The sequence below is a fragment of the Azobacteroides sp. (SeqCode) genome, from assembly GCF_055395615.1.
The window spans coordinates 437,039-457,541 of sequence record NZ_AP014701.1; the positions used below are offsets into that span (position 1 = coordinate 437,039).

15 protein-coding genes are annotated in these 20,503 nt (G+C 30.3%); 3 read left to right on the forward strand and 12 right to left on the reverse strand.

The annotated features are described in order from the left end of the window. Positions 1-31 precede the first annotated feature (31 nt). The 12 genes from cysD to ACZ5QM_RS01890 all read right to left on the reverse strand — a co-directional run bounded on the left by cysD (position 32) and on the right by ACZ5QM_RS01890 (position 14,664). Positions 32-940, reverse strand: a complete 909-nt coding sequence (gene cysD / locus ACZ5QM_RS01835) for a sulfate adenylyltransferase subunit CysD (RefSeq protein WP_464183315.1) — start codon at positions 938-940, stop codon at positions 32-34. Further along, positions 876-1,886 carry a porphobilinogen synthase gene (gene hemB / locus ACZ5QM_RS01840; protein WP_464183247.1) on the reverse strand — a complete coding sequence of 337 codons (1,011 nt, stop codon included), beginning with the start codon at positions 1,884-1,886 and terminating at the stop codon, positions 876-878. The genes cysD and hemB overlap by 65 nt, the downstream gene beginning before the upstream one ends. 20 nt (positions 1,887-1,906) lie before the next feature. Beyond that, positions 1,907-3,895: a uroporphyrinogen-III C-methyltransferase gene (gene cobA / locus ACZ5QM_RS01845; protein WP_464183249.1), complete on the reverse strand. Its 1,989-nt coding sequence runs from the start codon at positions 3,893-3,895 to the stop codon at positions 1,907-1,909. 132 nt (positions 3,896-4,027) lie between these two features. Next, entirely contained in the window at positions 4,028-4,879 is an 852-nt protein-coding gene (locus ACZ5QM_RS01850) for a PstA family ABC transporter permease (RefSeq protein ID WP_464183250.1), read from the reverse strand. Further along, a complete protein-coding gene (gene pstC, locus ACZ5QM_RS01855; protein ID WP_464183252.1) occupies positions 4,876-5,769 on the reverse strand; it encodes a phosphate ABC transporter permease subunit PstC in 894 nt (297 codons plus the stop codon). The genes ACZ5QM_RS01850 and pstC overlap by 4 nt, the downstream gene beginning before the upstream one ends. 16 nt (positions 5,770-5,785) lie before the next feature. Further along, a complete protein-coding gene (locus ACZ5QM_RS01860) occupies positions 5,786-6,748 on the reverse strand; it encodes a PstS family phosphate ABC transporter substrate-binding protein (RefSeq protein WP_464183253.1) in 963 nt (320 codons plus the stop codon). Positions 6,749-6,935: 187 nt separating this feature from the next. Further along, on the reverse strand, positions 6,936-7,745 hold the full coding sequence (locus tag ACZ5QM_RS01865) for a HesA/MoeB/ThiF family protein (protein ID WP_464183254.1): 810 nt from the start codon (positions 7,743-7,745) through the stop codon (positions 6,936-6,938). A 102-nt stretch (positions 7,746-7,847) separates the two neighbouring features. After that, positions 7,848-10,199, reverse strand: coding sequence for a sulfurtransferase TusA family protein (locus tag ACZ5QM_RS01870; RefSeq protein WP_464183257.1), 2,352 nt, complete (start codon positions 10,197-10,199; stop codon positions 7,848-7,850). A 53-nt stretch (positions 10,200-10,252) separates the two neighbouring features. Continuing rightward, positions 10,253-11,113: a phosphate ABC transporter ATP-binding protein gene (locus ACZ5QM_RS01875; protein WP_464203037.1), complete on the reverse strand. Its 861-nt coding sequence runs from the start codon at positions 11,111-11,113 to the stop codon at positions 10,253-10,255. Positions 11,114-11,273: 160 nt separating this feature from the next. Continuing rightward, positions 11,274-12,221: a quinolinate synthase NadA gene (nadA, locus tag ACZ5QM_RS01880; protein ID WP_464183259.1), complete on the reverse strand. Its 948-nt coding sequence runs from the start codon at positions 12,219-12,221 to the stop codon at positions 11,274-11,276. Positions 12,222-12,574: 353 nt separating this feature from the next. Next, positions 12,575-13,678 (reverse strand): redox-regulated ATPase YchF, encoded by a 1,104-nt coding sequence (ychF, locus tag ACZ5QM_RS01885; protein WP_464183261.1) that lies wholly within the window; start codon positions 13,676-13,678, stop codon positions 12,575-12,577. Positions 13,679-13,692: 14 nt separating this feature from the next. Continuing rightward, positions 13,693-14,664 (reverse strand): polyprenyl synthetase family protein, encoded by a 972-nt coding sequence (locus ACZ5QM_RS01890; protein WP_464183262.1) that lies wholly within the window; start codon positions 14,662-14,664, stop codon positions 13,693-13,695. A gap of 82 nt (positions 14,665-14,746) precedes the next feature. Here ACZ5QM_RS01890 and polA point away from each other — a divergent pair, with 82 nt between their 5' ends. From polA to mnmG, 3 genes are all read left to right on the forward strand, one after another. After that, positions 14,747-17,515, forward strand: a complete 2,769-nt coding sequence (polA, locus tag ACZ5QM_RS01895) for a DNA polymerase I (protein WP_464183265.1) — start codon at positions 14,747-14,749, stop codon at positions 17,513-17,515. A gap of 342 nt (positions 17,516-17,857) precedes the next feature. Further along, a complete protein-coding gene (gene ybeY / locus ACZ5QM_RS01900; RefSeq protein ID WP_464183267.1) occupies positions 17,858-18,283 on the forward strand; it encodes an rRNA maturation RNase YbeY in 426 nt (141 codons plus the stop codon). Further along, positions 18,273-20,147 (forward strand): tRNA uridine-5-carboxymethylaminomethyl(34) synthesis enzyme MnmG, encoded by a 1,875-nt coding sequence (gene mnmG, locus ACZ5QM_RS01905; protein WP_464183268.1) that lies wholly within the window; start codon positions 18,273-18,275, stop codon positions 20,145-20,147. Before ybeY ends, mnmG begins: the two co-directional genes overlap by 11 nt. Positions 20,148-20,503 lie beyond the last annotated feature (356 nt).

Here is a 20,503-nt window from a genome sequence, read left to right on the forward strand (position 1 = left end):
ACAACACTTCTTTTTTATTTTTTATTCATATTTAAAAATATCCAGCTTTTTTTCTATCTTCCATAGAAGCTTCAGAACGTTTATCATCAAAACGCCCACCTCGTTCAGTGATGCGAGAAGAAGCTATCTCATTAACAATTTCCTCTATAGTATATGCATTAGAAAGAGTAAGTCCGGTGCAAGTTACATCACCAACTGTTCTACAACGGACATACTTACGAACAAGTTCTTCTCCAGGCTTTAATTTTATAAAAGGATAATGGGCAAGCCACATACCATCTCGTTTAAATACTAAACGTTCATGTGTGTAATACAGACTTGGTAATTCAACATCTTCTTGCAAAATGTACTGCCAAATATCCATTTCTGTCCAATTACTTAAAGGGAATATACGAAAATGTTCACCTAACTGTTTTTTTCCATTAAAAATATTCCATAATTCAGGACGCTGATTTTTTGGATTCCATTGCCCAAATTCGTCACGATGTGAAAAGAAACGTTCTTTTGCTCGAACTTTCTCTTCATCTCTCCTGGCACCTCCTAAAGCAGCATCAAATTTATTTTTTTCTATAACACTTAACAGAGTCACTGTCTGCAACCTATTACGGCTAGCCTCATATCCAGTTTCCTCTTTAACGCAACCTGAATCAATAGATTCTTGAACAGAACCAACAAACAATTTTACTCCTAATTGTTTAATCAAATTATCACGATAAACTATCGTTTCTTCAAAATTATGTCCTGTATCTATATGCAGAAAAGGAAAAGGAATAGCTGATGGATAAAACGCTTTGTAAGAAAGATGTGCCATAACAATTGAATCTTTTCCACCAGAAAACAACAATACTGGTCTTTCAAATTGTGCAGCTACTTCTCTAATAACATAAATCGATTCCGATTCCAACTCTTTCAGATGAGTTAATTTTTTGTTCATTCGCAAATTCTTTGGCATAATAAGATATAATGTACTTTGCTCCAGCACGTTTAATAGCTATCAAACTTTCAAAAAAAATCTGTTTTTCGTCAAAAAAATCTTTCTTAGCTCCTTGTTTCAACATAGCATATTCACCAGAAACTTGATAAGCAACTAAAGGATAATTTGGGAAACGAATAGATGCTCGTTGAACCATATCAAGATATGGCATTGCTGGCTTAATCATGATCCAATCAACACCTTCTTCAATATCAGAAGCTATTTCATCCAATCCTTGTTCAATAGTTCGAAAATCCATTTGGTAAGTTTTCCTATTACCAAAGGAAGGGAAAGAACCTGCTGCATTGCGAAAAGGTCCATAAAAAGAAGAAGCATACTTAGCTGAATAAGCTAATATTTTCGTAGAAAGTTCTTCTTTCTTTAATCGTTTGGAAATAGATGCCACCTGACCATCCATCATGGCCGATGGTGCTACAAAGTCAGCCCCTGCAACAGCATGTTGATATGCCATTTCTGCTAACAAAGGCAACGTCATATCATTATCTATATCACTATTACATATTAATCCACAATGTCCATGAGAAGTATATTCACAGAGACAAATATCAGTAAAAATTATTATTTCCGGAAATTGTTTTCTAATTGCACGAACAGATCGGCAAATAATACTATCAGAAGATATCCCTTCACTTCCTTTTTCATCTTTTTTTTCATCAGAAATTACTCCAAACAATAAAACTTTATCAATTCCTAAACAAATAATTTCTGCCATATCTTTAAGTAATTCATCTACCGAAAATCGAAAAACACCTTCCATAGAAGGTATTCTATCTTTAACTTTTTCCCCATCTACTACAAAATAAGGATAGATAAAATCAGAAATAGCAATTTTTACTTCAGAATAAAAATCACGTACTTTCTCATCTAACCTATATTGTCTAAATCGTTTCATCATTTTCGAATAGAACCTTCTTAAAATAAATTAAATAAAAAATTAAATGTAGTTTCTCCTTTTGCAATCATCTGAATTCCTAAAGGAAACTTTTTATAAAGTTGTATAAAAGCATCTACTCCAGAAGGAGAAGAAAAAACAATTTTTTGAAAAAGAGATAAATCTACTTTTTTTGCCTTGTCATTTACTTCATTAGTATACAAAGGTATATCTATTACCTCATTTCCAAATTTTTCTAGTATTTCAGAAAAACATTTTAACCCTTTATCCGAACGAGGAAGTAATATTCGTTTTCCAATCAATCGAACAGTTTTGAAATAAGTGATTAATCCTTCTACTGATTCGCTTTTTGATTCTATATCGGGAGAAAAGCCATATTTATTTAATTCAAAAGAAGTTGTTCCACCGACTGAAGCTACACAAATATTTGATAAAACTTTAATATCCAAATTCATTTCATTTAATGATTCAAAAAAATAACGAACACCATAACGACTAGTAAAAATAATCCAATCAAAAGTATCTATCTCTTTTATATAAGCATATAAAAACCTGTTATTTTTTATCTTATTTATTTTGATCAAAGGAACATGAATCGCATTTTCATAACGATTACTCATTTTATCAGAAGTTCCTGTCAACAATACTTGTCTTTTACATATTTCTTTATTTTCAAACGAAACAACATCTCCGATTATCAACAAAATCGGAGTGGGATATTTAACAACTGAATATTGCAACTCCTTCAATGATGAATACCAAATTCTCTGATTTGCTAACGAAACATTATAAACCAAAGCGACAGGCATATCTTCTTTGCGTCCTATAGTCATCAATTTCTTTGCAATCACAGACAAATTAGATCCACTCATATAATAAACCAAAGTATCAGTATCCGGAACTTGGACATTTTCTCCTGAATGTCCAGTTACAAAAGCAACAGAGGAAGCTAGCCCTCTATATGTCAATGGAATATGCGTACAAGAAGACACAGCAATCCCTGATGAAATACCTGGAATAATATTTACTTCTATAAAACGACTTTGTAAAAAGTCAATTTCTTCCCGTCCATGTGCAAAAACCATTGGATCACCACCCTTTAATCTCACCACTTTCTTCCCTAAAACTGCTGCTTGATAAAGCATCTCATTAATATCACTCTGATGAAGCCGATGAATCTCTTTTCTTTTGCCAACATATACCTTTTCTACCAAAAATCGAGAGAGAAACTCTTGATTTAATAAATCATCATGAAAAATAACATCAGCAGATAACAAAGCTTTATATCCTCCAATAGTCAACAAATCAGGATCACCAGGACCAAAACCAACTAAACTTACTTTTCCATATTTCTTTCGTATATCTTGTAAACAAAACAAATTTTTAATACTCTTTTCATTTCTTCTTCCAACAATAGCTAAACTTCCTTGTAAAGAATGGGTTTCAAACGGAAGAACACAAGCTATACGATTCTCCATTCCTAATCGTTTCAGTGCACAAGTAGCTACAATCAAAGCATCTATAAAGCCATTATCCACCTTAGCTATTCGTTCTTCAATATTTCCACGAACACCCACTACTTCCAAATCAGAACGAACTTTTAATAATTCAGCTCTCCTCATTCGAGAGCTAGTTCCAATTCTAGCCCCTTTTGGTAATTGATCTAACGTCAAATTACCTTTACTAACTAATGCGTCAGTTCTATCCATTGACCGAAACAGAGCAAATAATTCTAGCCCACAAGGCAAAGGATAAGGTAAATCTTTAGCTGAATGAACGGCAACATCTGCTTTATTCAAAATCAACGAATTGTCCAATTCTCTTGTAAAGAAATCCGAAATGCCTCTCTCATTAAGAGAATTAAAATCTAAATTTAATAAAGAAACATGTTTGTTTTTATCTCCAAACGACTCTATAGCTATTAGTTGATAATCAATATTCGGAAAAAACGAAAAAACCTCCTTCACTTGAATCTTAGAAAGAGAACTATCTCGACTAATAACCCTCAAACTTCTTTTTGAGAACCTAGAAGTTCTAACACAATCACAAAACAAAATTTTATTTATATTCTCTACCTTCACAATACATTTACCCACACCTACAAATATAACACTTTTAGAAAAAATATATCCAACTAGCTACTAATCTATTTTATTTTTCGAAAATTTAGCAGTTACAAACCGTCCACCAAGACTTAGTAATAAAACAATAACTGTAAGTATTAAAGCTGCAGCATAAGCACGCTTTCGAACCTCAGGAATAGGACTACTTAATTGAAAAAAAACCGATAAAGGAAGTGTAGCAGCTTGGTCTCTCCAAGGAATTACTGGAATATTATCTGTAAAACCAGCTGTAAACATTACTCCAGCAGCATCTCCTATAGCACGTCCTATAGAAAGAAGCGTAGCAGTAATAATTCCAGGAGCAATTTGACGCACCACCACTCTACCTGCTTCCAATCTGGTTGCTCCAAGAGAATAAATTGAATCTAACAAATCTTTTGGAACAGATTTAGCTACTTCATCCATTGAACGAATAAATATTGGAATAACTAAAAGCGTTATAACCAAAACACCACCTAATAAAGATGTTTTTAATCCAAAAAATATCATAATTGTAAAAGTGAAAGCACCATAAACGATAGAAGGAATGCCATAAAGCACATCAAACGAAAGACGAACAAGATAAGATAATTTAGATCCCTTATGCAAATAAACATTTATATAATACACAATAGGTATACTAACGGATAGACCCAACAAAGTAGAACCTAACACAATTAACAATGAACCAACAATAGCATTTAAAATACCACCTCCACCACCTAAATAAAATCCACCATTAGGTAATTTAGTTATCATCTCCCAGGAAAGAGCTGATAATCCTTTAGTTAAAATTATCCAAATGATACTTCCAACAAAAGTAAATACAGTCAGAGTAGACATTATCATTAATCCATTAAAAATCTTTTCTTCTACAAATTTCAGTTTCATAATTTAAATGATTTTTCTACACGTTGAAGAAGTACACGAGATATAGCGTTAAAAATAAATATAATAATAAACATTACTAATGCAGCAAACATTAATGCTGACTCATACACTGGTACTGACATCATTTCTCCAAAATTATTGGCAATTAATGCAGACAAAGGATAACACGCATCAAATAATGATTCTGGTTTTTTGACATCACTACCACAAACCATAAGCACAGCTATTGTTTCCCCGAAAGCTTTTGATATGGCAAGTACAATCGAAGCAATGATACCTGGAGAAGCTTTACGCAAAATTACTTTACGAGAAGTTTGCCAACGTGTAGCACCTAAGGAAGCGGATGCATCCCTATATTCTTTTGGTATAGTAGAAAAAATCTCAACAAATAAACTAACCAATAAAGGAATAAGCATTACGCTAAGTACAACACCTCCTGCCAAAAGTGTATACCCACTTGTACAATTAACAAAATGAGAACCTAACACAGTAGCAATAAAGGGAACAATAATTAATGTTCCCCACACTCCATAAACTACTGACGGAATTGCAGCCAGAATATCTAATACTGGGAAAACAGCATTTTTTACCCATGGTTTAGCATTTTGTGTTAAAAACAAAGCCATCAATAAACTAATAGGTACAGCTATACCTATTGCCAATAAAGTTACATATATTGTACTGATAATAAATGAATAAAAACCAAACTGACCAGTTAAAGGACTCCACTCAGAATTAGATAATAACTGCCATACTGATTTTTTTTTCATAACAGCTGTAGATTTATAATACAATCCTATACCAATTATAGCCAGAAGTAAAAGAGAAAAAACAGTTAAACTTTGCATTACTTTTTCCGCAACTTTATTTTTGAATACTCTACTCAACATAATTAATAATTAATTATTATTTAATCTTTGCAAGCTCTTGGTTTAATTTTTCTTGGCTAAGACAAATGTATCCTGTTTTAGCTACATATTTCTGTCCTTCAGAAAGGACATATTTAAGAAAAGAAATTAAAACAGGATCAACTGGCTTTCCCTTAGTTACCAAATAAAGGAAACGAGCAGGTGGAGATGGATAGCGCCCCTCATTAATAGCTTTAATTAATGATTCTGTTGTCTCATAAAAATCTTCCTCAATATCAATTATTCCATTTCCATTTACATCCAATGGAATAATTGCTAACCCTTCATAAAGCTTCTTAGTCTTCTGACTATAAGCATAGCCAATGTTGGCATAACCAATACCTACTTTATCTTTTTGCACTGCATCTGCAATACCAGGATCACCAAAAATAGCAGTTGCCTTCAAATTCTCCTGTCTAACATCAAGCCATGCAGCCCATGTCTCAGCAGCCCCACAAGCATCAGAACGAGTAAATACATGCACTGGAATCTTACTTGAAGTACCCAATACAGCTCCCCATGTTTTGATTTTTCCATCCCACAATTGTCGAGCAATTTCTTTTTTTAACCCAATTGACAATATATCTTTTAAATCAGGATTATTCACATTGACAATAGGAACAACAGCATCTTTTACGGAAGCAATACCAAAAGCTCCCTTCATTATTTCTTGTGGATAAATTTCACGAGAAACCATTCCCACATCCACTACTCCAGTAAGAACATCAGTTATTCCCTTACCAGCACCACCACCAGATATATCAAAACTTACATTAGGATGTAACATTTTGAATTCTTCTGCCCATTTTACTACCATTGGATAAAGAGCAAAAGCTCCTGATATATGAATTCTACCTGATAAAACATCATCATCTACTGTTTTTTCAATTCGTTTTTTTTGTTCACAAGATATAAGTGTAAACATCAGAAAACTTACTATTAAAAGAAAATTGTTTTTCATATTTTTTTTTTACTTTTCATAAAAGAAATATGTTAAGTTCAGAGAACTTAACTTGTAGGTTCTAATTAGACAGAATGTAACAATCAATACCAGAAATTCAGACAAGTTTTAAATTTTTATTTATTTTTTTTATTAGCATTTATTTATTATTTCCAAAATTATCGTGAAGTATTTTTATGATATTTTTTTATCCCTTTTTCAATTCACAAACGACCTGTTCTGTTTCTACTAATTCCGTAATTGTAGGATAATCACCACAAATAAGACATTCTTTATTTTTATTTATTTTTATTGTCCTGAAATTCATAGATTTAGCATCAAAAGTGAGTAGACAATTAGTCAGCAAATCACCTACATTGACAAGAAATTTCAATACTTCTGTTGCTTGTATTGCCCCTAACATACCTACAACAGCTCCCAATACACCTACTTGCAAACAAGTAGGAACAACAATATTAGATGGAGGGGGACTATGAAATATACAACGATAACATACTGTTCCAGGAAGATACGTCAATATTTCCCCATCAAATCGCAGAACACCCCCGTGGGAGAATGGTTTCCCAGCTAGTACACAAGCATCATTTATCAAAAATTTAGTTTGGAAATTATCTGTTCCATCTACGATAAAATCATAATCCTTAATAATATCAAAAGCATTCTTTACACTGAAAAAATCATGATAAGTAATAACTTTTACATCTGGATTAACCTGTTCGATTTTTTCTTTCGCCGATTGCACCTTTGATCTGCCTATGTCAGAAGTAAAATGAATAATTTGTCTTTGTAAATTACTTAAATCTACAACATCTCCGTCAATAATTCCCAGTGTTCCAACTCCTGCTGCAGCTAAATAAAAAAGAACAGATGATCCTAAACCTCCGGCACCAATCACAAGAATTTTACTATTACTTATTCTCTCTTGACCTTCCACACCTACATCTTGCAAAAGAATATGACGGCTATAACGCTCTATTTGTTCATACGTAAAACCCATACAAATCCATTATCATCAAAGACAAACTTATTCACATTTACTACAACATATCCTAACCCTACAGTAAGTTTATTGTTGTAAACATATTGAATTTTCAATTTCTCATTTCTTTTCAATCACCACTTTCCAATAATCCTCTACAAGCGTTTTTTCTAATATTTGATGTCCTTCATCTTTTATTGAGATAGAAATATTATCAATAGAATGACCATTATCTACCCATATTTCTAATTTTTCTCCTGACTGCATATATGATAACTGCATTTTAATCTGTACAAAATTCATTGGACAAGCAATACCACGCAAATCTTTAAATCTATTTTGAACTGAGATCTCCTTTGTTTCCTCTATAGCTGAGATATCAAATTTTATATTTTTAAATTGTAGAGAACTATTCATATTTCTATATAACTGTACAATATAGTCTGAAAGAGAAAAAATATTTTCCCTATGAGGAATAAAATCCAACTGTCTATTATCTCTTACTTGTTCTAAAAGATTGCGGTATTTATCTTCAACTAATCCACTATCAAAAAAATATTTAAGGAATAAATTAAATACATCTCTCGTTGTTTTTGGCGCAATACCTTTTGTTATCAATAGCATATGTGAAGAGAAATAAATAATATTATATAAATATTTATTTATTTCTCTTTTATTTTTTTCCATTCTAAGAACTTTTTTAGCTTCATTAATACAATTTAAGTCCACATTAATCATATCAGACAATCCTATAGAACATTCTGCTTTCCTTCGATTAGTAACACCAAATGGAGAACTTGATCCCCAATCAAAATAATAACTTTCGTTATCTTCATAAGACGGTATTTTTTGATAATCACCTAATAACTGGATTGCCATTCTTTTTCCATCACCTTTCAAATATGAAGCTAAATTCAAATATTTTGATCGAACTTCCAAATAAGAAACTAATAAACGAATTACATATTCTGGTATATCACGTGCAGCAATATTACCAATTGATTCTGCTAAACAAAGATTATTTTCTCTACTAGCTGCTATATATACATGATAACCAGGATATATCCTATTATTTTTTAGCACTTTCCCTGAAAACCCTATATCTGCCCAAATTTGCTGACCACAAGAATTAGGACATCCTGATATATGGATACGTGCAGTTGCTAACCTATCCAAATCTGTCATTGTATTTTTTATTTTATTTCTAATAGCAATAGCTAATCCTTTCGACAAACAAATTCCTAAACGACAAGTGTTTGAACCAGTACAAGAAATAATATTATTTATCAATAAAGGTTCATGTATATCTGGAACTACATCTTTAATTATTAAATATAATTCAGATAATGCAATAAACGGAATATTTCTCAACTGAACATTTTGTGTAGTTGTAAAACGAATTGTATCTCGTCCAAATTGAGAAACAAAACGTAGAAGTTTTTTTAATGATTCTACCAATTTTCTGTTATCCAGTAAAATATCACCTAACGCAAAAGGGACAAGTACTGTTACATATCCATTTTGTTTTTGCTCAATTACATATCTTTTCCTCCAAATTTCATATTTTTCGTCAATTATTATATTATTAGGTTTTATATATTTAACAGCCAATTTCTCTTTTCGTTGTTTTTCCAAAACAAATAAAGGAACTGTTTTCTTTGCTGCTTCGTAATATTTTTTTATAAGACAAATTGTATCTATTTCTCCAAACTCATAAAAAATATAACGAATCCTCGCTCTATGCCTATTTTTTCTGTTACCATGTTCAAAAAACATCTTCTTCACAGCTTCTACAACAATGAAGAGCTCATTATCTGGAACAAAATCAAAAAGTGTCCATCCAACTGACGGTTTAGAACCTCCACCACCTCCCACATAAACTTTAAACCCCTTTTTACTATCTTGTACTTTCGCAACAAATCCTAAATCATTAATTGCAGCATAATCTATATGTTTTTCGTCAGAAGAAAAAGCAATTTTCATTTTGCGAGGCAACAAATAAGAATCTACTTCAGATATCAATCTTGTTGTTAACGCCATTGCGTAAGGAGTAGTGTCAAAAACCTCATCATCAGTAATTCCACTATTATAAGAAACTAATATATTTCGTATTGTATTACCTCCACCACCTTTAGTAGTCAACCCTATAGATTGTAATTCATAAAGTATTGGTTGTACCTCTTCTAAGAGTAAATTTTGTATCTGAATTTCTTGACGTGTTGTAATATGTAACAAATCGGAATGATGTGTCAGAGCAATATCTAAAACTCTTAAAAACTGCTTTGGATAAACAACACCTCCAGTTGTTCGAATGCGTGACATATACACCTCATTTTTCCGTTGTTCATAGATACCCATTGGTACTCGAAAAGCTTTAAATTGCACTGCTTCTATCTTCCTTTCTCTGTAATCCATAGATAATACACCAAAACGTTGGATATCTTCATTTAATGTGTTGGGTAATTTGTACATCTTAAATATTGTTAATATGGCAACTGATTTAATTCAAATATTGATACCAGCTATTAACTGAACACGCCAGATAAATATTGCTTCGTTAGCTCTTCTTTCGGATGTTTAAGCAAATCTTCAGAAGAACCAGTTTCAATAATTTTTCCCATATAAATAAAAATCACAAAATCAGCCATCTTTAATGCTTGTCTTAAAGTATGAGTCACTAAAATAATACCGTATTTTTTCTTAAGTTCAACAAATAAATCCTCTATTAGACGACTAGAAATAGGATCTAATGCTGAAGTAGCTTCATCCCCTAAAATAAATTCTGGTTGTACTGCTAAGCCTCTTGCCAAACACAACCGCTGCTGTTGTCCAATAGAAAGAGCAGCGGCTGATCCATGTAAGCGATCTTTTACTTCCTCCCATATACCTACTGAACGTAAATTGGCTTCAACAATTTCTTTCAATTTACTCTTTTTATTATGAATACCATGAATTCTACAACCATATGCAACATTATCAAATATAGACATTGGTAAAGGAGTAGGACGTTGAGATACTAATCCAATTTTTTTTCTCATATGAGTAACTTCCACATTTTTTCCAAAAAGATCCTCACCATCTATGTAGACATGCCCATTTATCTCTATACCTTCCACATCATCATTCAAACGATTAAGTGTTTTTAACAAAGTTGATTTACCACAACCTGAGTGACCAATAATACAAGTAATTTTTTTATTTGGAATATCTACATTTATATCTTTTAAAATGCTATTACCATTGATACTCAAATTTAAATGCCGCACACTTATACCACAATGTTTTGGCATTTCAGTTCGTATAACCTTTTCCTTTTCAAGGTCGATTGAATTTTTCAATGAACGAACTTTAAAAACATTTTTTAAAAAAAAAGATAAACCATTCATAAATTTATGAGTTACAAATTCACTTTTGTCAAAGAAAGTAAAAAAAAAAGGGTGTATTCCGTGAAGATAGAAATATTATTTAAATAAAAGATAATATTTTTAGAAAAATACTCTTGTATGTTAAGAGTATTTACAAACTAAACTACAAATAACTTATTATTTATAACCCTAATTTATCTGATAATTCTAGCATTTTATTAATAGGTTTAACAGCCTTTTCTATTATTTCTCTATTAATAGTTATTTCCGGGGTTTCATACTTCAAGCAATTATATAGTTTTTCCAATGTATTTAAACGCATGTAACTACATTCATTGCAAGCACATGTACTATCGTTAGAGGGGGCAGGAATAAAAAATTTAGTAGGATTATTTACTCTCATTTTATGTAAAATACCAGATTCAGTAGCTACAATGAACTTATTCATTTTTGATTGAGAAGCATAATCTAACAAACCAGCAGTGGAAGCAATATAATCGGCTGTTTTTAAAACGACTGATTTACATTCTGGATGTGCCAATACTAAAGCATCAGGATATTTTTGTTTTAAGTTTAATATTTTTTCTAAAGAAAACTGTTCATGAACATAACAAGCTCCATCCCATAAAATCATATTTCGTCCAGTAATACTATTTATATAATTACCAAGATTGCGATCGGGAGCAAAAATTAACTCTGCATTTTTAGGAAAACTTTCCACAATTTTACGAGCATTAGAAGATGTAACTATCACGTCTGTTAAAACCTTAATTGAAGCAGAAGTATTTACATAAGAAACGACTATATGATGTGGATACTTCTTTATAAACTTTTTAAATTCATTCGGAAGACAAGAATCAGCTAGTGAACACCCTGCATTTATATCTGGAAGAAGTACCTGCTTCTCAGGATTAAGTATTTTAGCTGTTTCAGCCATAAAATGCACTCCACAAAGAACAATTATATCAGAATCATTTTGTGATGCCAAACGAGCTAATGACAAACTATCACCTACATGATCAGCAATTTCCTGAATGGAACTATCCTGATAATAATGAGACAAAATAATTGCATTTTTTTTTCTTTTCAAACTACGAATGGATCGAACTAATGAAAAATTATTAATCATTGATGATTTTATTTACTATTTAAATATAATACTAAAAATAAAAAATATATAGCATGTGAAAAATATGATAAGTTTCTGTTTTTAATGTTTTTTTTTTCGAAATGAAACTTTTATGAAAAAACTATCATAAATCTTTTATCATAAAAAACTTATGATAAAAGATTTACATATCTTATTCATTCTACAAAATATGTGTTATTTAAATATAAAAATTTATTCTATTGTTATAACATTGTTATTGCAATAACAATGTTATAACAATAGAATAAATTTTTAAAAAAAACATGAATAATAAAAATATTACGTATTTACGTAAGTTTTGTTAAGTAACCTAACAGGTTATCAACATTTAATTAAATATTAAATCGAAAATGTATTATATCTCCGTCTTGTACTATATACTCTTTTCCTTCTATATTTATTTTTCCAGCTTCTTTACATGCGTTTTCTGATCCTAATAATACAAAATCATTATACTTAATTACTTCAGCTCGAATAAATCCTCTTTCAAAATCGCTATGAATGATTTTTGAACATTGATGAACATTGCTTCCTTTAAGATAAGTCCATGCGCGTACCTCTTTTTTTCCAGCTGTTATAAAAGTTTCCAGACATAACAATTTATAAGCAAATTTAATTAGACGACTTGCACCAGATTCTCTTAATCCTAATTCCCTTAAAAAAAATAGACGCTCTTCATAAATTTCAATTTTTGCAATTTCAGATTCCATTTTAGCATCTACAATTAATAGTTCTGCTCTTTCTTTTTGAACAATTTCACCTACCATTTTTGTATATTTATTTCCTGAAATAATAGAAGAATCATCTACATTACAAATGTAAAAAACAGGTTTATTTGTCAATAAGAAGAGATCTTTTGCTATTTTTTGTTCATCTTTTGTTTTAAATTGAATTGTTCGTGCAGATTTACCTTTTTCTAAAGTTTCTTTGTATTTTATCAGTACTTCCCATTGCAATTTAGTTTGTTTGGTTTCTTTATTTTTTATTTTTTTTTTTAACTTACAGAGATTTGATTCTATTGTTTCTAAATCTTTTAATTGCAGTTCACAATCAATTATTTCTTTGTCTTTTATTGGATCAATAAGGCCTTCTACATGCGTTATATTATTGTCATAAAAGCAACGTAAAACATGAATTATAGCATCTGTTTCTCGAATATTGGAAAGGAATTTGTTTCCAAGACCTTCTCCTTTAGAAGCTCCCTTAACTAGTCCAGCTATATCCACAATTTCTATTGTGGCATGAATGATTTTTTCTGGTTTTACCAAAAATGCCAATTTTTTCAAGCGTTCATCAGGAACATTGATTACACTCAAATTCGGCTCTATTGTACAAAAAGGAAAATTTGCTACTTGTGCTTCTACGCTAGAGAGACAATTAAAAAGAGTCGACTTACCTACATTTGGTAATCCAACTATACCACATCGCAATTTCATTAATTATATTAACTTTATATATTTCTTTCAATAACATAGTCTATCAATTTAAGCATAGATATTTTTGCTTCCGAATGAGGAAAATGATTTAATAAAGCGATTGTATTCATTTTTATCTCTAGCATTTTCTTTTTTGCATACTCTATACCTTTCTGTTCTTTTGCAAAATTAATAAGTTGTTGAACGTTTTCGGATGTAAAGTCTTGTTTCTTTATAATTAGCATCATAGGTTCTGATTTTACTTTTGGTGCCATTTGTAATGCATAAATGAGTGGTAAGGTAATTTTACCTTCTTGAATATCATTATTTGTAGGTTTTCCTAATTCTTCTGATTCAAAATAGTCGAACAAATCGTCTCTTATTTGGAAACAAATACCCAAATTTTCTCCAATTAATTGTAAAGTCTTGTTTTTTTTAGTATCTGCATTAACAGATAAGGCACCTATTTCAGAACAAACAGAGAATAAAATAGCTGTTTTTTTTCGTACAATATTGAAATAACTATTTTCGTTGACTAATTTCTTTTTTGAAAAAGAAATTAATTGTGTTAATTCACCTTCACATAAATCTTGTGCCAAATGAGTTATTATTTTTAAAATGACAAGATTTTTTGTTTCAACTCCTTGTTCAATTGCTTTTGAAAGAATGTAGTCACCTAATAAGACAGCCGCCTGATTCCCAAATTTTGCCATAATAGAATGAGTCCCCCGACGAAGAATTGTATTATCTACTACATCATCATGTATTAAAGTTGCAACATGTAATAATTCTAAAATTACTGCATATTCTATAGTTTTAAGAGTAGGCTCTCCGCAAAGTTTTGCAGAGAGAATTAAAATAATTGGTCGAATTCTTTTTCCGTTTCTACTTAGAATAAAATTCAACATATTTTTGAATTTACTTGTAGGAATAAGTAAAGTATCCATATAAAGTTTGTCAAAAGTATCTAATTCTTTTTGTACAGATTGAATAATAAATTGTAACATAAGTCAATTTGATTGAGCCACAAATGTAAAAATAATATGCTTACATTTATTTCTTAATATATTTCTGAATTCTTTTTTTTGTATGAAATTGTTTTTATTAGATGCTTATGCTTTGGTATATCGTGCCTATTATGCACTTATTAGGTCACCTCATATAAATTCTAAAGGATTTAATACTTCTGCCATTTTTGGTTTTGTTAATACATTAGAAGGAATTCTGAAAAGAGAAAATCCTACTCATATTGGAATTGTATTTGATCCTATAGGCTCTACATTTCGCCATCAAGCATTTGAACAATATAAAGCCAAACGGGAGAAAACACCTGAAACGATACGATTGTCCATACCAATTATTAAAGAAATTATTTCTGCGTATCATATTCCGATTTTAGAAGTTCCAAATTATGAAGCAGATGATGTTATAGGAACGATTGCTAAAAAAGCTTCTAGGGACTATAGAATTTTTATGATGACTCCAGATAAGGACTATGGACAATTAGTAGATGAACACATTTTTATTTATAAACCTAAACATGGAAAAGATGAATTTGAAATATTAGGAGTAAAAGAAATTAAAGAGAAATATCATTTGACTTATCCACTTCAAATGATAGATTTTTTGGGTTTAGCCGGTGACTCTTCAGATAATATTCCAGGCTGTCCTGGAGTTGGAGAGGTAACTGCTAAAAAATTGATTTCCGAATTTGGAAACATAGAAAATTTAATTGAGAATATTCATCTTTTACATGGATCGTTAAAAACAAAAATTGAAACCAATAAGGAAACAATACTTTTTTCTAAATTTCTGGCAACGATAAAAACTGATGTTCCTATTGATTTTAATCCTAATGAACTTGTAAGAAAAGATATAGATGAGCCCGTTTTAAGAAAAATTTTCGAAAAATTAGAATTTCGTCAATTGATGTTACGAATTTTTGGAGAAAAAAAGAAGATTGTTTTAGAAAAACAATCTTCTCCTGTTTTATTTTTTACTGAATTTACAAATGGTAAAAGTGAAAAACTTGAAACTGCATTATCCAATTTTTCTGATTTGAGTACTGTTCCACATAAATATTGCTTACTTGATAAATACTCTGACATAGAAAGTTTAGCAACAAAAATTAAAATTCAAAAATTTTTTGCTTTTGATACGAAACCCAATGGAATAAATGTTTTATCCGATGAGTTGATTGGAATATCATTTGCCTTACGGGAGGGAGAAGCTTATTTTTTACCTATTTTTGGAGAAAATGAAAAAATACAGCGAATTATTTATTTTTTTAAAGAAATTTTTGAAAACAAAACAATTTTGAAAATTGGTCAAAACTTAAAATATGATATTAACGTTTTGAAAAAATATGGGATACGGGTAAGTAATCCCATATTTGATACATTAATAGCTCATTATTTAATTAATCCAGAACATCGACATAATTTAGATTATTTGGCGAAAACATATCTTAATTATAAAACTATTTATTTAGAAGAATTGATTGGTAATAAGAAAAATCAATTAAATATGAAACAGGTACCTTTAACTCTTTTAATAAATTACGCCTGTGAAGGTGTAGATGTTGTGTTGAAACTGAAGACTATTTTTGAACCAATGATAAACAAAAATAGCCTTTTTAATTTGTTTTATCAGACTGAATTACCTTTAGTATTGATTCTTTCAGATATGGAAGAATTTGGTGTAAAATTGGATATTTCTGCTCTTAAGGATTCTTCGAGAGTTTTAAACAAATATTTAAATGATTTGGAAAATGTAATATTTCAATTATCGAAAAAAATGTTTAATGTCAATTCTCCCAAAATGGTAGGAGAAATTCTATTTGACCATTTAAAGATTATTGAAAATTCCAAGAAAACTAAATCAGGGAATTATACTACTAATGAAAATGTTTTGGAAAGCTTAAAGAATAAACATCCGATTGTAGAAAAAATATTAAAATATCGAAAAGTAAAGAAATTACTTACCACGTATATAAATACTTTGCCAATTTTGGTTAGCTCGATAGATGGAAAGATTCATACGACTTATAATCAGGCAACTACAGCAACTGGAAGATTAAGTTCTGCTAATCCTAATCTTCAAAATATTCCAATTAGAAATGAAGAGGGAAAGGAAATCAGACGATCTTTTATTTCTGATAATGATTGCTTATTTCTATCAGTTGATTATTCTCAAGTTGAGCTACGCATTATGGCACATTTAAGTGAGGATAGAAATATGTTAATGGCTTTCCAAAATGGAAAAGATATTCACTTGGCAACAGCATCTAATATTTTCGGTGTTCCATTTACTGAAGTAACTCATGATATGAGAAGAAAAGCTAAAACAGCCAATTTTGCTATTATTTATGGTATATCTGTGTTTGGGTTAGCAGAACAATTGCAAGTTTCACGTTTTGAAGCCAAAGAACTGATAGACGAATATTTTACAATTTTTCCAAATGTAAAAAAACATATAAATAAAAGCATTGCTATTGCTCGAGAAAATGGCTATGTAGAAACTATTTTTCGTCGTAAGCGTTTTTTACCAGATATTAATTCACGAAATAAAATTGTAAGAAGGTATGCTGAACGAAATGCTGTTAATGCTCCTATCCAGGGTTCTGCAGCTGATATTATTAAGGTTGCAATGAATAGAATTTATAAACGATTTATGGATGAAAATTTACGATCGAAAATGATTATGCAAGTTCATGACGAGCTAAATTTTAATGTTTTTATCGATGAACTAGATAGAGTAAAGCAGATTGTTGTTTATGAAATGGAGCATGCTATTTGTTTAAGAGTACCACTTATAGCAGAGTATGGTGTAGGAAAAAATTGGTTAGAAGCACATTAAAATGGTTTGGTTTTTTGTTAAACTACCAATCAAATTAAAACTACAAAATTTTACTACTTACTTAATATTTTTTATGTGTTTAGGATATAGATATTTCTTTTCATAATTAGTTGATGTTTCTTACAATTGTGTGGCATTCTACAATTGAATAAAATTTGTATAGCTCACATACAAATTACGCTATTGTGATATACCTTAAAAATTGCTATTTATTCCTTTTAATTGATTTTCTAGGATAATAATTATAAATGGTAAATAAAATGAATAGAAAGTTAAAAGTTAACTGTTTCAGTCCATTAACTCTATAATAAAATCATATTTCCGCTAGTTATAATTAGAATCATGTCAATATCCTATAAAACTTTGGATATTCAGCTTCCTCCGATAAAAAGGAGGAGTGTAACCCGTTGGATAAAGCAAATACTTGCTGATTATGAAAAAGGAGTGGGAGATATTGCTTGTATTTTTTGCTCTGATGATGAAATACTCAAAATAAACAATTTTTATTTAAATCATAACTATTATACTGACATTATCACTTTTGATTATTCTAAGTGTAATACAATTTCAGGGGATTTATTTATGGCTCCAAATGTGATAAAATATAATTCAGTAAAATATAATTCAAATTATTATGAGGAATTACATCGTGTAATTATTCATGGTATTTTGCATCTATGCGGATTCAGTGACAAATTCTTCAATGAAGAAAAAACAATGAGAGAAAATGAAAATAAAGCTTTGAAAAAAATAAATTATGACATTTGATTATGATGTAATTATTGTTGGTGCAGGTCATGCTGGCTGTGAAGCAGCATCAGCAGCTGCCAATTTAGGTTCAAAAACACTTTTGATAACGATGGATATGAATAAAATTGCTCAAATGAGTTGTAATCCAGCAGTTGGCGGTATAGCTAAGGGACAGATTGTTCGTGAAATAGATGCTTTGGGTGGACAAATGGGAATTGTTGCTGATAAGACATCTATTCAGTTTCGTATGTTGAATCGTTCAAAGGGACCTGCTGTTTGGAGCCCTCGCACTCAAATAGATCGTGTAGAGTTTATTAAAAAATGGAGAGGAATATTGGATAGTATTCCAAATTTATTTATTTGGCAAGATACGGTTATTAAATTAATTATTAAAAATGGTATTGTCATTGGCGTTAAGACTATTTTAGATATTGAATTTCAAGCTAGAGCTGTTGTTTTGACTGTTGGTACTTTTTTAAATGGACTTTTGCATATTGGTAAGACTCAAATTAATGGAGGGAGAGTATCTGAATCTGCTTCATTTGGAATAACAGAACAATTAGTTAAACTTGGTTTTAAGAAAAATCGTATGAAAACTGGAACACCTGTCCGAATAGATGGACGTAGTGTGGATTTTTCTCTAATGGAAGAACAAAAAGGAGAAATAGATTTTCATAAGTTTTCTTATTTAGATTCTGTTTTTCGTCCGATAAACCAATTGAGTTGTTGGACATTACACACTAATGAAGCTTGTCATGAAGTCCTGAGGAAAGGATTGGGCGAAAGTCCATTGTATAATGGGCAGATTAAGAGTATTGGTCCTAGATATTGTCCAAGTATTGAAACAAAGATTGTTACTTTTGCTTGTAAAGAACAGCACCCATTATTTTTGGAACCTGAAGGTAAAAATACTCAAGAATATTATTTAAATGGATTTTCTTCTTCTCTTCCTATTTCTATCCAATTATCAGCTTTGAAAAAGATACCGGCATTTAGAAATGTACAAATTTATTGTTCAGGTTACGCTATCGAATATGATTTTTTCCATCCAACACAGTTGAATCATTCTTTAGAGACAAAACTGATAAAAAATTTATTTTTTGCTGGACAAATCAATGGTACGACTGGTTATGAAGAAGCTGGAGGACAAGGATTAATTGCCGGAATAAATGCTCATACTAATGTCCATAATGAAAAACCATTTATTTTGGCTCGTAATGAAGCTTATATAGGAGTTTTAATAGATGATTTGGTAACTAAAGGTGTAGATGAACCTTATCGTATGTTTACTTCTCGAGCAGAGTATAGAATTTTATTGCGTCAAGACAATGCAGATATGCGTTTGACAGAAAAATCCTACAAAATAGGATTGGTAAGCTCAGATAGATATAATGCTTTGATAGAAAAGAAAGAACAAATAAATAATATTCTCGCTTTTGCTTATCAGCACTCTGTGGATCCATGTCAAGTCAATTCCACTTTAGAATCATTAGGATCAAGCCCATTACGAAATAAAATAAAATTAACTGATTTAATACTTCGGCCTCAATTAACAATTAATACCATTTCTTTTTTAATACCTGTTTTTAGAGAACAATTAGATAAAATTCCTGATCGTAAGGAAGAAATAATAGAGGCAGTAGAAATTCTTATAAAATATGAAGGATATATTACTCGTGAAAAAAATGTTGCGGAAAAAATTAATCGATTAGAAAATATAAAAATTCGTGGTAGAGTGGATTATTCTGTTATACGCTCTCTTTCTACAGAAGCAAGACAGAAATTGATAAGTATAGATCCGGAGACTATTGCTCAAGCAAGTCGTATACCTGGTGTTTCTCCTAATGATATTAATGTATTGTTGGTGTTATTAGGTAGGTAGATGTAAAAATTAAATTGGCTTATTTGGAATAAAATATTTATCACATCTTAATTTTTTATTTTCGAATTCTTGGGTTTTTTGCAATGCTATCTTCTAATGAAGAATTACATCGCAATTAAATTAGATGATAAAATCATAGAAGACAGATTTTTTGTGAATATCTATTGTGATTTTCAGTTTTTAGTGATTGAGTGATTGTAAAACTAATGTAGAGGAAATGGTTTTTATGCGTGTAGGTATAAAATGTTTAAAAAATCAATTACTGAAAGGTATTATTAGTCTTATTACCTAATAATAGTATTTGTCTGTGTGGACAATACAAGTTAATAGCTTAATATATGTAAAATTAGGATTAA